The organism is Maribacter vaceletii, assembly GCF_003634105.1.
Lineage (GTDB): Bacteria > Bacteroidota > Bacteroidia > Flavobacteriales > Flavobacteriaceae > Maribacter_B > Maribacter_B vaceletii.
This window is the reverse complement of the sequence record NZ_RBIQ01000007.1, coordinates 375,503-388,283: the sequence shown is the minus strand read 5'-3', so window position 1 is coordinate 388,283 and position 12,781 is coordinate 375,503. Positions and strand designations below refer to the sequence as shown.

Genomic DNA, 12,781 nt, shown 5'->3' with positions numbered 1-12,781 from the left:
TAAATAACAAATCCTTCTCTACAATAGGGAAGGATTTATATATAAAAAAATTATGGCACAATTTTCAAGAATAGAAGTAGCTAGTGTTATGAAAGAAACTGGGATGATTCCTTTGTTTTTTAATAACGATATAGATCTAAGTAAAAAAGTATTAAAAGCATGCTACGATGGCGGTGCACGTTTAATGGAATTTACTGCTCGTGGCGATTTTGCTCACGAAGTTTTTGGTGAGCTAACTAAATATGCAATAGCCGAATTACCAGGAATGATTATGGGGGTTGGATCTGTTACAGATGCAGGAGCTGCGTCATTATATATGGCTTTAGGAGCTAATTTTATAGTAACACCTGTATTAAGAGAAGATATTGCAATTGCTTGTAACCGTAAAAAAGTTTTATGGTCTCCAGGATGTGGTACTTTAACAGAAATTACTAGAGCAGAAGAATTAGGCTGTGAAATAGTTAAATTATTCCCAGGTGATATTTACGGTCCTCAATTTGTAAAAGGAATTAAAGGTCCACAACCATGGACAAGTGTTATGCCAACAGGGGGAGTTTCCCCAACAGAAGAAAACTTAAGAGGTTGGTTTGATGCTGGCGTTACTTGTGTTGGTATGGGGTCTAAATTAATTTCAAAAGAAATTATAGCAAATAAAGATTATGCTAAATTAGAACAAGATGTAAAAGCAGCACTTGCACTAGTAAAAGCGGTTAGAAAATAAATTTTTTAAAAGGAGGTACATATTTAGTATCTCCTTTTTTATCTATCAATTATATAAATAAACGCTATGTCTAAGAATTACGTTCAAATAGATCCAAGAGACAACATTATTGTAGCTATTAATCCTTTAGAAAAAGGAAGGGTAACAACAATAAATGGTACCGAGGTTACCTTAAAAGAAAACATCAAACAAAAGCACAAATTTGCTTTAAACGATTTTGCAGTAGGTGATGAAATATTCATGTACGGTGTATTAATCGGTAAAGCCGTTAAGTCAATTCCGGCTGGTTATGCAATTACAATTGATAATGTAAAGCATGCTTCTGCCGAATTTAATGACTCCAAAGAAAAATTTACATGGACAGCCCCAGATGCTTCTAATTTTAAAGGAAGAACATTTAATGGCTACCACAGAAAAGATGGTAAGGTAGGTACAAGTAACTATTGGTTAGTAATTCCATTAACATTCTGTGAAAACAGAAATATTGATGTTTTAGAAGGCGCACTTTCCGAAAAATTAGGATACGAAACTAAAAAAGATTTTGCTGTAGATACAGATGCTCTAATTAAACAATATAAAGCAGGAGCTTCAAGCGAAGAGATTTTTAATACACCAATCATAACTACAAAAGAAGAGTTATCTAAAAATAGACTGTTCCCTAATGTAGACGGTATTAAGTTCTTAAAACACGATGGTGGTTGTGGTGGTATACGTCAAGACTCAGAAGTGCTATGTCAACTTTTAGCAGGGTATATAGCAAACCCTAATGTAGCAGGAGCAACTATTTTTAGTTTAGGTTGCCAGAATGCACAGATTAGTATGCTACAAGATGCTTTAGATGCTATTGATCCTAATATGGGGAAGCCAGTACATTATTTAGAGCAACAACAAAGTGAAAGTGAACGTGCATTAATAGAAGAAGCTGTTAAACATACTTTTGTTGGTTTAACAGAAGCTAATAAAATAGAAAGACAACCAGCACCATTAAGTAAGTTGGTTTTAGGATTAGAATGTGGAGGGTCTGATGGTTTTTCAGGAATATCTGCAAACCCAGCGTTAGGGTATGCTTCAGATTTATTGGTGGCATTAGGAGGAAGCCCTGTGCTAGCAGAGTTTCCAGAATTAAACGGTGTAGAGCAAGAGTTAATTAACAGATGTAATACGGTTGAGGATTCTAAAAAATTCTACAATTTAATGCGTGCTTATTCTGCCGCAGCAGTAGCTGTTGGTTCAGGTTTTGAGAATAACCCTTCACCAGGAAATATAAAAGATGGTTTAATTACTGATGCAATGAAATCTGCCGGAGCGGCTAAAAAAGGAGGAACATCTCCTGTTGTTCAGGTTTTAGATTATGCAGAGCAAGTAACTATGCCGGGTTTAAATTTATTATGTACACCAGGGAATGATGTAGAGTCTACAACAGGTTTGGTAGGTTCTGGATGTAATGTTGTAGTATTTACAACAGGGTTAGGAACACCAACAGGAAACCCTGTAGCACCTGTTTTAAAAATGTCTAGTAACACACATTTGTACGAAAAGATGTATGACATCATAGATATTAACGCAGGCACAGTAATTACTGGAGAGGATACTATTGCGTCTATGGGAGAAAAAATCTTAGACCATATTATTAGAGTTGCAAGTGGAGAAACTGCTTCTAAAGCGGTGGTTCATGGTAATAACGACTTTATTCCTTGGAAAAGGGGAGTATCATTATAAAACAATAACAAATTATTAAAACTAGTAGTTAACGGCTAATAGCAAAAAGTATAGATTACATGGACGCATTAAATAGAAGTACAGCAAACGTAAATACGTATACAGAGAGAATTTTACAGTTTGGAGAAGGTAACTTTTTAAGAGCCTTTGCCAATTGGATGATTCATGAAATGAATAAAAAAGCAAATTTTGATGCTGGTGTTGTAGTTGTGCAACCTATTGATCAAGGTTTAGTAAAAATGCTAAATGATCAAGATGGATTGTACACACTGTATTTAAACGGTATTAAAAACGGAAAAGCAATTAGTGAGCATGAAATTATAGATTGTATACAGAGAGCTATTAACCCGTATGAAAATTTTGCAGGTTATTTAGCTAATGCTAAGAACCCAGATTTACGTTTTGTAATATCTAATACCACAGAGGCTGGTATTGCTTATAATGCAAACGATAAATTAGAAGACGCGCCGCAAAAAAGTTTCCCAGGAAAGTTAACAGCATTATTATATAAAAGGTTTCAAGAATTTAATGGAGCATCGGACAAAGGATTAATTATAATTCCTTGTGAATTGATTGATAATAATGGAGAAAATTTAAAACGTATTATTTTACAATATGCTTCGGATTGGAATTTAGGAGCTGGATTTGTAGAATGGATTAATGAAGATAATATTTTCTGTAATACGCTTGTAGATAGGATTGTACCCGGTTATCCAAGAGATAAAATGGATGCTATTACCAAAGAGTTAGGCTATAAAGATAACTTAGTGGTAGAAGGGGAGCAGTTTCACTTATGGGTTATAGAAGGACCGGCATCTGTAAAAGAAGAAATTCCGGCAGAAGTGTGCGGCTTAAATATTGTATTTACAGATAACCAAGAACCATACAGAACACGTAAAGTACGTATATTGAATGGTGCGCATACATGTTTAGTACCTGTAGGTTATTTATATGGAATAGAAAAAGTACGTGAGTCTTTAGAAGACAATGTTGTTGGTGGTTTTTTAAAGGATGCTATTTTTAATGAAATTTGCCCAACTTTAGATTTATCAGAAGAAGAGTTAAATCAATTTTCTAATGATGTTTTAGATCGTTTTAGAAACCCATATTTAGAACATGCTTTAATGAGTATTTCATTAAACTCGGTGTCTAAATATAAAACTAGAGTTTTACCATCTGTTTTAGAATATGTTAAGCGTAAAAATGAACTTCCAAATAGATTGTTATTTTCATTAGCAGCATTAATTGCTTTCTATAAAGGAGAAAGAAATGGGGAAGAAATTACATTAAAAGATGATGAAAAAGTATTAGCATTCTTTAAGACACAATGGGCAACAAATGATTTAGGAAAAATTACACAAGCAGTTTTAAGTAATACTGATTTTTGGGCTACGGATTTAACTAAAATTAAAGGATTGCAGAATAAAGTTGAAGGACATTTAAGCGCTATTATTGGGGAAGGAATGCAGAAAGCACTTAAAAGCTTATAATTTTCTTAGGCACCATATAGTCACTTAAATATTAATTTTAAATGATTTTTAGAAATTACCTTAATAGAGCAAAATTTGCTTTTGTTGAGGTAATTTCTAGTTTTATAAAGTAGTGCCACAAACCATTTGTTATATACATATGACCAATACACTTCTAAGGTTGCTTATAATACTATTACATTTAGGAATCATTAAATAACCAACTTATGAGACCAATATATACTCATTTATTAGCATTTACTATAGTTCTTTTATTAGCCTCTTGTGGAGAGCAAAATGAAAAGAAAGAAATAGTAGAAGAAGTTAAGGTAGAAAAGCCATTTACGGAAGATTGGAAGTCTTTAGGAGAACATAAAGAATCCCCGGAGTGGTTTAAGGACTCTAAATTAGGTATATATTTTCATTGGGGCGTTTACTCGGTACCAGCATATAGTAATGAATGGTACCCTCGATGGATGCATTTTAAAGACCATAAAGTTTATAAGCACCATTTAGAGAAATATGGCCATCCGTCAGAGTTTGGTTATCATGATTTTATCCCTATGTTTAAGGCAGAAAAGTTTAATGCCGAAGAATGGGCAGCTCTTTTTCATGATTCTGGAGCAAAGTTTTCTGGTCCTGTGGCAGAACACCATGATGGTTTTGCCATGTGGGATAGTGATATTACACCTTGGAATGTTATGGATATGGGGCCAAAAAGAGATGTTACCGGAGAAATAGAAAAAGCTATACGGGCTAAAGGCATGAAGTTAATTACAGCCTTTCATCATGCAAAAAACTTGCAGCGAGCAACAAAACTAGGAGAAGATGTAAAAATAAGTCACTTTCCAAATTTTGAAGGAATGCCAACTACATCAGATGATCCAAAATTACAAATGCTTTATGGTAATATGGAGCATGAAAAATGGTATAAAGAAATGTGGTTGGGTAAACTAAAAGAGGTTATTGATAAGTATAACCCAGATATTGTTTGGTTCGATTATGTTTTGGGTGATATTCCAGAGAAATATAGAAAAGAATTTGCAGCATATTATTTAAATGCAGCAGCAGAAAAAGGTAAAGAAGTTGTTATTGTGCGTAAGCAACATGATCTGCCCTTAAATATGAGTGTAGAAGATTTAGAGCAGGCTCGTAAAAATGTTATAGGTACAAAAACTTGGATGACCGATGCTACTATTAGTAAAGGCAGTTGGTGTTATACAGATAATTTAGGCGTTAAAAAATCTAAAGATGTTTTACATACTTTAATAGATATTGTAAGTAAAAATGGAGTACTGCTATTAAATGTTTCTCCTAAAGCAGATGGTACCATTCCAGATGACCAGAAAGAAGGATTATTAAAAATGGGAAATTGGTTAAAAAAATATGGAGAAGCAATATACGGTACAGAAGCATGGTACACTTTTGGAGAGGGGCCAACTAAAGAACCAGACGGGCATTTTGAAAATCATAAGGCATTTTTAGAATTAGAATACTCTAATAAAGATGTTAGGTATACTACCAAAGATTATGAAATTTATGCCATAGTTATGGGTGCTGTTTCTCCGGAAAAAGAGTTACTTTTAAAATCGTTTGCTAAGAAGAATATTTTAGACGCACCAAGTATAGAAAATGTAAGCTTTTTAGGAAGTAAGGAGAAAATAAAATGGAGCTATAGCGAGGAAGAGGGGTTACGTGTAAAAGCACCTTCTACTCAAGTAGACAATATGGCTACAGTTATTAAAATAACAATATCACAATAAGAAAATGATAATAGATTCGCATCAACATTTTTGGAAATACGAAGAAGTAAAACATAGTTGGATAGATGATGAAATGGCAACTATCCGAAGAGATTTTTTCCCATCAGACTTAGAAAAAGTTTATAGAGAAAATAATGTAGATGGTTGTGTTGCTGTACAAGCAGATCAAACCATTGAAGAAAATACTTTTCTTTTAAAACTATCTAAAGAAAATGATTTTATAAAAGGTATTGTTGGTTGGGTAGACCTAAGAAATAATGCTGTAGAAGCAGATTTAGAAAAATATACTAGCTTTCCTAAAATGAAAGGTTTTCGTCATGTAGTACAGGGAGAACCCGATCATAATTTTTTATTGAGGCCAAATTTTTTAAGAGGTATTTCTTATCTAGAGAGCTATAATTATGTTTATGATATTTTGGTTTTTCCACATCAATTAGGTGCGGTGTTAGAATTTGTAAAACGTTTTCCTAACCAAAAATTTGTAATAGATCATATTGCAAAACCTTATATAAAAGATGGCTTTTATGAGGGTTGGGCTATTTTAATGAAGGAGATAGCAAAACACCCAAACGTATATTGTAAAGTCTCTGGAATGATTACAGAGGCAGATTATAAAACATGGACTCCAGAGCAAGTAGAACCTTATATGCAATTGGTATTAGATTCTTTTGGAGTAGATCGTATTATGTATGGTTCCGATTGGCCAGTTTGTTTAGTGGCTGGTAGTTATGAAAAAGTTGTTTCGCTTACTGCAAACTTTATAAGTAAACTTAGTGCAAGCGAGCAAAATGTAATTATGGGGAGTAATGCTGAGGCGTTTTATAACCTATAATTTTTAAATTAAATTTAAAAGATACTTTAATGCTGGGTTGTCGTTGTTTTTATTCCAAGCAGCATAAAGCTCTGTTTTTTGCGGAATGTTTTTAAGCTCTATAAAACGAACCTTATAATTAAAATTGTCTCGTAAAGAATTTGGGATAATAGAAATACCCATACCGTTTTCTACAAGCCTAAAAATAGTAGGAGCGTGTATAGATTTGTGTGTTATTTTAGGGCTAAAACCATGATTAGCACAAAGATTTAATATTTGTTGATAATATAAGGGACTATTTTCATTTGGGAAAAGAATAAATGGGGCTTCCGAAAGCTGTCCTATATTTTTAAAATTAGCTTTTGTAATTGCGTGTTCTTGAGGTAAAACTAAGGTAAAATGCTCTTTAAAAATTGGTTTTAATAGAATGGAAGAGTTTACCATATTAGAACGCATAAAACCTATATCTATAGTGTTTTCCTCCAAATGTTTTAATTGATCAATATTTGTTAGCTCCTCTAACTGTAATTTTATTTTAGGATGCTCTTCATCAAAAGATTTTAAAATAGGTGGCAAGTATTGCTGCATTGCCGATGCTACAAAACCTATTTTTAAAGCTCCTTTTTTTCCTTCATTTTGTAATATCCAATTTTGAACAGAAGAATCTACTTGTTTTATTATTTTCTTAGCTTCCATTAAAAATAATTCTCCAGAAGTACTTAAAGATACATTTCTGTTATTACGTTCAAAAAGTTTTGTGCCAACAATAGATTCTAAAAGAAGTATTTGCTGACTTAATGCAGATTGAGAAATAGATAAACCCTCGGCAGCCTTTCTAAAATGTAAAATTTCTGCTAAAACTATAAAGTAGCGAAGCTGTCTTAATTCTATTTGATTAGTAATACTTATCATTTAATAATTAATAAGAATTGTTATTAATCAAAAGTACTATTAATTTTAAAAAATATAGATGCAAAAAATATGCAATTATGAATTTTGATAAAAAAGATGGGCTAGGGAATGTTTTAGAAGGCTTGTTTAAGCCATATGTAGAGCGTGTACCGGATGTTAGTAAAATAACTGCTGCAATGGTCAATAATGGTCTTATAGCAAGTCAGGACGATATTGTAAATGACCATATAGCCTTTAGAACCTTAGGAGTTCCTAATTTAGGTATAAGCTCTTTTGAAAAAATATTTTTGCATTACGGGTATACTAAAGAAGATTACTTCTTTTTTGAAGGGAAAAAATTGGATGCTTACTGGTATGCACCACCTTCTCCAGAATATCCACGAATATTTATTAGTGAGTTACGTGTAAAAGATTTGTCAAACAATGTACAAGAAGTTATCTCAAAGTACACTAAAGATATTACAGAAGATCCAGTAGATAGTTTAGATTTAAATAATGCAAAACAGGTTGGGGACTTTTTCTATAAATCGCTTTGGCAATTACCTTCTTTAGAAGATTATAAAACATTATTGAAAGAGAGCGAATATGCTTCTTGGGTTATCTATAATAGGTATTATTTAAACCATTATACCATTAGTGTACATGAGTTGCCAGAAGCGTATAATACGGTAGCTAAGTTTAATGCTTTTTTAGAGTCTATAGGAGTTCGTTTAAACACTGCGGGAGGGAAAATAAAGACTAGTGCAGACGGACTTTTAAAACAAAGTAGTACCGTTGCAGAAATGATAGATGCAGAGTTTTCTAACAATAAGATGTCTAAAATATCTGGTAGTTATGTGGAGTTTGCAGAACGCTTGCCTTTACCAGAATATGCAAGTATAGATCCTTCTAAATTAACAAGAGAGCAAAGAAGGGAAGGGTTTGAATCTGCAAACGCAGATAAAATTTTTGAGAGTACATTTAGTACGCAAACTCAAAAAGAATAGTGTAACATTTGTTACTCTTATAGTTAATGTAAAGAGCTATTTTTGTAGACAAAAGCATACTATGTCTTTTAAGGGAACAAAGCTTTACAGTATTTTATTTCTAAAATGCCCAAGATGTCATGAAGGTAATTTTTTGGAGGCTAACCCTTATAAAATAAACAACTTTAATAAAGTTAAAAAGAATTGCCCTTGTTGTAATTTAAAATATAGTATAGAGCCTAGTTTTTACTATGGCTCTATGTATGTTTCCTATGGTGTTGGTATTGCTGTTGCTGTGGCAGTTTATGTATTAATTCAAATTTTTAACTTAGAGTTTAACCTTTTTTCTACCTTTATTACTATAATTATAGGGTTACTAGTAACTATGCCGTATATAGGCGCAGTTTCAAAGTCAATTTGGGCCAATATTTTTTTTAATTATGATAAAGATATTGCGAATAAAGTAAAAAGCAAAAGTAATAATGATTCAAGAATTAAAGGATAATTACAAAGACGTTTTTGAAGAAGGTTTAATTAATGAAATTAACCAAGTAGCTACCTTTAAAGAAATTCCAGAAAATTTTAAGATAATAGAGATAGGAGATTATATTAAATCTATGCCTTTACTATTATCTGGAGTAATAAAAATATTTAGAGAAGATACTAATGGGGATGAGTTGTTACTTTATTTTTTAGAGAATGGAGATACTTGCGCCATGACCTTAAGTTGTTGTATAGGACAATCTAGAAGTGAAATTAGAGCAGTTACAGAAACACAAGTTAAGTTACTCATGATTCCTGTTCAAAAAATGGAAGAATGGATGGCTAAATATACTAGTTGGCGTGCTTTTGTTTTAAATAGCTATCATACCCGTTTAAATGAAGTTATGGAGACGGTAGATAGTATTGCTTTTTTAAAAATGGATGAACGTTTGTTAAAGTACCTTAAAGATAAAGCAAGAGTTACGCATATTAATAGTATACATAATACCCATCAAGAAATAGCTTATGAACTACATACTTCTAGAGTAGTAGTTTCTAGACTTCTAAAAAAGCTAGAAAACATGGGTAAAATAGAGCTAAATAGAAATCATATTCGATTAGTAGAATTATAATTTTTTTTCAATGTAACCTATGTTACTGTGGCATAGAATTTCATAACCTAAATTTACATAGTGTTTAGATTGTAATATCTAAATACATTTTGGTTGGTTGTTTAAGGAAACGGTTATGGGAAAAATAATCGTTTCCTTTTGTTAACTTATTTATTTTAAAAAAAATAATTATGTCAATATTAAGCAGTTTGTTTGGGGCAAAGAAAGAGTATTCAGGGGTTGTTGAGGTGTTAGATAAAGTTTCTTTTTTATCCGCTATTTCTTCTAAAAAAGTACAAGTTATAGATGTTCGTACTCCTAATGAATTTGCAGGCGGACATATAAAAAAAGCGGTGAATGTAGATTTTTTTAAACCTTCTAATTTTGTAGCTTATTTTGAGAAGTTAGATAAAACAAAACCATTATATATTTATTGCCGCTCTGGAGCGCGCAGTAAAAAAGCATCTCACAAATTAGCCGATATGGGTTTTGAGAAAATTTACGATTTGCAAGGAGGATATTCTAATTGGTAATTATATAAGTTTAAACTAAAATTTATAGTATGAAAAAAAATATGAACGGTGTAGACCGTATTATTCGTTTTATTATTGCAGCCATAGTTTTGGCATTATATTACACTAATGTAATAGAGGGTACTTTAGCATATGTACTTATGGCTTTATCCGTAATTTTTGTTGTTACAGGTTTTGTAAGTTTTTGCCCGTTGTATAAAATTTTAGGAATAAGTACGTGCAAAATTAATAGTAAAAAGTAAGATATTTTTTAAAACCAAATTTTGTTAAAGGTGAAACAAATGTTTCGCCTTTTTTATGCTATAATAATTCCCTTTTTTAGTTCTATGGAGTACCTTGCAGTTGTTTAAATAAAATAAGCTTCAATAAAATTCTTTAGTATGGAAGACATGCTTTTTTATGATAGATTGCAATTTGCTTTTACTATCACCTTTCACTACATATTTCCACAATTAACCATGGGGTTGTCTTTGTTGATAGTTTTTTTTAAAGGAAAATACTTAAGGAATAATATTGAGAAGTATAATGATGCGGCTAAGTTTTTTATGAAAATTTTTGCCATCAATTTTACTATGGGAGTAGTAACAGGAATTCCAATGGAATTTCAATTTGGGACCAATTGGGCAAAGTTTTCAGAGCTAACAGGAAGTGTAATAGGACAGACTTTGGCCATGGAAGGAATGTTTTCCTTCTTTTTAGAATCTTCATTTTTAGCGCTTTTTATTTTTGGAGAAAAGTTAATGGGGCAAAAACTACATTTTCTAACAGGTTTTTTAGTTTTTTTAGGTTCCTGGGCTAGTGGTTGGTTTATTTTGGCAACGAATGCTTGGATGCAACATCCTGTAGGATATGAGATTTTAGATAACGGAAAATTTGTTTTAGAGAATTTTTCGGCATTATTCAGTAATCCATGGCTTATACCTGCTTTTTTACACAACCAACTAGCATCAGTTGTAACCTCTTCTTTTGTTGTAGCTAGTATAGGTGCTTTTTATGTGTTAAGAAACAAACAAACAGAATACGGAAAACTTTTTTTAAAAACGGGAGTAATTTTTGGGTTAGTTTCTAGTCTTTTAGTGGCTTTCCCAACAGGGGATTGGAATGCGAAAAACGTTGCAAAATATCAACCAGCATCTTTTGCTGCCATGGAAGGAATTTTTGAAACAGAAGTAGCTGGAGCAGAAATTGTACTTATTGGCCAACCAAATATGGTAGAAAAAAAGTTAGATAATAAAATAGCGGTTCCTAATATATTAAGTTTTTTAACCTATCAAGAATGGGATAGGCAAATTCCAGGGATGGACCATTTTAAAAAGGAAGAATTGCCAGATAATATACCGGCTTTATATTATTCTTATCATATAATGGTTGGTTTAGGTACCATATTTATTGGTGTTATGTTTTTGTCAGCATTCTTTTTATGGAGAAAAAAATTATATAACATAAAACCATTACTTTGGACTATTATGTTTTTAGTTCCGTTTCCTTATATAGCAAACCTTACTGGTTGGTATACAGCGGAATTGGGAAGGCAACCATATTTGGTTTATGGGTTATTAAGAACAGCAGATGGTATTTCTCCCACAGTTTCATCTGGTAATACACTATTTACTTTATTAGGTTTTGTTGCTTTATATATGCTTCTAGGGTTATTGTTTTTAGTCCTAGTTGGTAAAACTATTAACGAAGGTCCAAAACCCCAAACGCATTAAATTATGGAACTATTTTGGTACTTAGCAATAGCAATTGTTTTAACAATGTTTTTTATTCTAGACGGATATGATTTTGGCACAGGAATAATTCATTTATTCTTTGCAAAAGAAGAAAAAGATAAAGAAGTAATTACAAAATCTGCTGGTCTATTTTGGGATTCTAATGAGGTTTGGTTGGTTGCTGCTGGCGGTATGCTTTTTATGGCTTTTCCAACCTTTTATGCATCCGTTTTTAGTGGTTTTTATTTGCCTTTAATTTTAGTTTTATGGTTAATTATTTTTAGAGCAATAGGATTAGAGCTTAGAGGTCAATTTAAGTTTCAAATGTGGAAAGATATTTGGGATGCTTCCTTTGGAGTATCTAGTTTATTATTAGCCTTATTTTTTGGTATTGCTTTAGGTAATATTGTTAGGGGAGTAAATTTAGGTGGAGTAGAAAAAGGAGAGTCTGTTTATGAGGGGCATTATTTCTTTTTACCATTATGGGATAGTAGTTTTAGTCCGTTAAGCAAAACTCCTGGAGTTATAGATTGGTTTACAATTGTTATAGGAATAATATCTGTAGTTACTTTAGCAATTCATGGTGCTAATTGGATTATTTTAAAAACCAATTCTTCTATAAATAAGAAACTTAAAGGTGTAATTTTAAAGTTAAATATTGTGCTTGCCACACTTACCATTTTCTCTTTAATTGTTTGGAAAATTATTAACCCAAATTCCTTTGATAACTTTATTGATAAACCTTATTTATTGGTGTTTCCTATTATTTACCTTACAGGACTAATAGGATTGTTTTTTGTTAAAAAGCTTAAAAAAGATATATATAGTTTTGCATTATCATGCTTATTAATAATTGGAGGAATTACATCTTCCTTGGCTTCTTTGTTCCCAATCCTCTTGCCTTCTGTGAATACAGTAAATGAGCCTTTAACCATATATAACACTGCCGCTCCAGAATATGGTTTGTCTGTTGCTATAAATTGGGGAATAATAGGCTTTATCCTTCTTTTTGTGTACATGATAATACAAAAAAGATTAATGGGAGGTAAAATTGATACTATGGATTATGGTCATTAATATTC

13 protein-coding genes are annotated in these 12,781 nt (G+C 31.9%); 12 read left to right on the top strand and 1 reads right to left on the bottom strand.

Going from position 1 to position 12,781, the window contains the following annotated elements; genetic code table 11:
• The first annotated feature begins 52 nt into the window (after window positions 1–52).
• From CLV91_RS01810 to CLV91_RS01790, 5 genes are all read left to right on the top strand, one after another.
• Window positions 53–721: a bifunctional 4-hydroxy-2-oxoglutarate aldolase/2-dehydro-3-deoxy-phosphogluconate aldolase gene (locus CLV91_RS01810; protein ID WP_121063382.1), complete on the top strand. Its 669-nt coding sequence runs from the start codon at window positions 53–55 to the stop codon at window positions 719–721.
• 66 nt (window positions 722–787) lie between these two features.
• Complete coding sequence (locus CLV91_RS01805) at window positions 788–2,440, top strand: UxaA family hydrolase (protein WP_121063380.1); 1,653 nt, start codon at window positions 788–790, stop codon at window positions 2,438–2,440.
• A gap of 59 nt (window positions 2,441–2,499) precedes the next feature.
• Window positions 2,500–3,930, top strand: coding sequence for a tagaturonate reductase (locus CLV91_RS01800; RefSeq protein WP_121063378.1), 1,431 nt, complete (start codon window positions 2,500–2,502; stop codon window positions 3,928–3,930).
• Between the two features lie 206 nt (window positions 3,931–4,136).
• Window positions 4,137–5,672 (top strand): alpha-L-fucosidase, encoded by a 1,536-nt coding sequence (locus CLV91_RS01795; RefSeq protein ID WP_121063376.1) that lies wholly within the window; start codon window positions 4,137–4,139, stop codon window positions 5,670–5,672.
• A 4-nt stretch (window positions 5,673–5,676) separates the two neighbouring features.
• A complete protein-coding gene (locus CLV91_RS01790) occupies window positions 5,677–6,504 on the top strand; it encodes an amidohydrolase family protein (protein ID WP_121063374.1) in 828 nt (275 codons plus the stop codon).
• Between the two features lie 3 nt (window positions 6,505–6,507).
• On the opposite strand, the gene CLV91_RS01785 is transcribed toward CLV91_RS01790, so the two are convergent.
• Window positions 6,508–7,395, bottom strand: a complete 888-nt coding sequence (locus tag CLV91_RS01785) for a LysR substrate-binding domain-containing protein (protein ID WP_121063372.1) — start codon at window positions 7,393–7,395, stop codon at window positions 6,508–6,510.
• A 77-nt stretch (window positions 7,396–7,472) separates the two neighbouring features.
• Between CLV91_RS01785 and CLV91_RS01780 the strand changes: the two genes are divergently transcribed.
• From CLV91_RS01780 to cydB, 7 genes are all read left to right on the top strand, one after another.
• A complete protein-coding gene (locus tag CLV91_RS01780) occupies window positions 7,473–8,381 on the top strand; it encodes a DUF1338 domain-containing protein (protein WP_121063370.1) in 909 nt (302 codons plus the stop codon).
• A 61-nt stretch (window positions 8,382–8,442) separates the two neighbouring features.
• Window positions 8,443–8,865: a DUF983 domain-containing protein gene (locus tag CLV91_RS01775; protein WP_121063368.1), complete on the top strand. Its 423-nt coding sequence runs from the start codon at window positions 8,443–8,445 to the stop codon at window positions 8,863–8,865.
• Complete coding sequence (locus tag CLV91_RS01770) at window positions 8,843–9,475, top strand: Crp/Fnr family transcriptional regulator (protein ID WP_121063366.1); 633 nt, start codon at window positions 8,843–8,845, stop codon at window positions 9,473–9,475. Before CLV91_RS01775 ends, CLV91_RS01770 begins: the two co-directional genes overlap by 23 nt.
• 170 nt (window positions 9,476–9,645) lie before the next feature.
• Window positions 9,646–9,987: a rhodanese-like domain-containing protein gene (locus tag CLV91_RS01765; RefSeq protein ID WP_121063364.1), complete on the top strand. Its 342-nt coding sequence runs from the start codon at window positions 9,646–9,648 to the stop codon at window positions 9,985–9,987.
• A 29-nt stretch (window positions 9,988–10,016) separates the two neighbouring features.
• Entirely contained in the window at window positions 10,017–10,229 is a 213-nt protein-coding gene (locus tag CLV91_RS01760) for a YgaP family membrane protein (RefSeq protein WP_121063362.1), read from the top strand.
• Window positions 10,230–10,367: 138 nt separating this feature from the next.
• The gene (locus CLV91_RS01755) at window positions 10,368–11,699 is read left to right on the top strand and encodes a cytochrome ubiquinol oxidase subunit I (protein WP_121063360.1); all 1,332 of its coding nucleotides are present in this window, start codon (window positions 10,368–10,370) and stop codon (window positions 11,697–11,699) included.
• 3 nt (window positions 11,700–11,702) lie between these two features.
• Window positions 11,703–12,776, top strand: a complete 1,074-nt coding sequence (cydB, locus tag CLV91_RS01750) for a cytochrome d ubiquinol oxidase subunit II (RefSeq protein ID WP_121063358.1) — start codon at window positions 11,703–11,705, stop codon at window positions 12,774–12,776.
• Window positions 12,777–12,781: the final 5 nt, after the last annotated feature.

What these genes read in the sequence shown, in the direction of transcription:
- CLV91_RS01770 (WP_121063366.1), top strand. Translation starts at nt 8,843, where the DNA reads ATGATTCAAGAATTAAAGGATAATTACAAAGACGTTTTTGAAGAAGGT.
- CLV91_RS01790 (WP_121063374.1), top strand. Translation starts at nt 5,677, where the DNA reads ATGATAATAGATTCGCATCAACATTTTTGGAAATACGAAGAAGTAAAA.
- CLV91_RS01775 (WP_121063368.1), top strand. Translation starts at nt 8,443, where the DNA reads ATGTCTTTTAAGGGAACAAAGCTTTACAGTATTTTATTTCTAAAATGC.
- cydB (WP_121063358.1), top strand. Translation starts at nt 11,703, where the DNA reads ATGGAACTATTTTGGTACTTAGCAATAGCAATTGTTTTAACAATGTTT.
- CLV91_RS01765 (WP_121063364.1), top strand. Translation starts at nt 9,646, where the DNA reads ATGTCAATATTAAGCAGTTTGTTTGGGGCAAAGAAAGAGTATTCAGGG.
- CLV91_RS01795 (WP_121063376.1), top strand. Translation starts at nt 4,137, where the DNA reads ATGAGACCAATATATACTCATTTATTAGCATTTACTATAGTTCTTTTA.
- CLV91_RS01755 (WP_121063360.1), top strand. Translation starts at nt 10,368, where the DNA reads ATGGAAGACATGCTTTTTTATGATAGATTGCAATTTGCTTTTACTATC.
- CLV91_RS01805 (WP_121063380.1), top strand. Translation starts at nt 788, where the DNA reads ATGTCTAAGAATTACGTTCAAATAGATCCAAGAGACAACATTATTGTA.
- CLV91_RS01780 (WP_121063370.1), top strand. Translation starts at nt 7,473, where the DNA reads ATGAATTTTGATAAAAAAGATGGGCTAGGGAATGTTTTAGAAGGCTTG.
- CLV91_RS01800 (WP_121063378.1), top strand. Translation starts at nt 2,500, where the DNA reads ATGGACGCATTAAATAGAAGTACAGCAAACGTAAATACGTATACAGAG.
- CLV91_RS01760 (WP_121063362.1), top strand. Translation starts at nt 10,017, where the DNA reads ATGAAAAAAAATATGAACGGTGTAGACCGTATTATTCGTTTTATTATT.
- CLV91_RS01785 (WP_121063372.1), bottom strand. Translation starts at nt 7,395, where the DNA reads ATGATAAGTATTACTAATCAAATAGAATTAAGACAGCTTCGCTACTTT.
- CLV91_RS01810 (WP_121063382.1), top strand. Translation starts at nt 53, where the DNA reads ATGGCACAATTTTCAAGAATAGAAGTAGCTAGTGTTATGAAAGAAACT.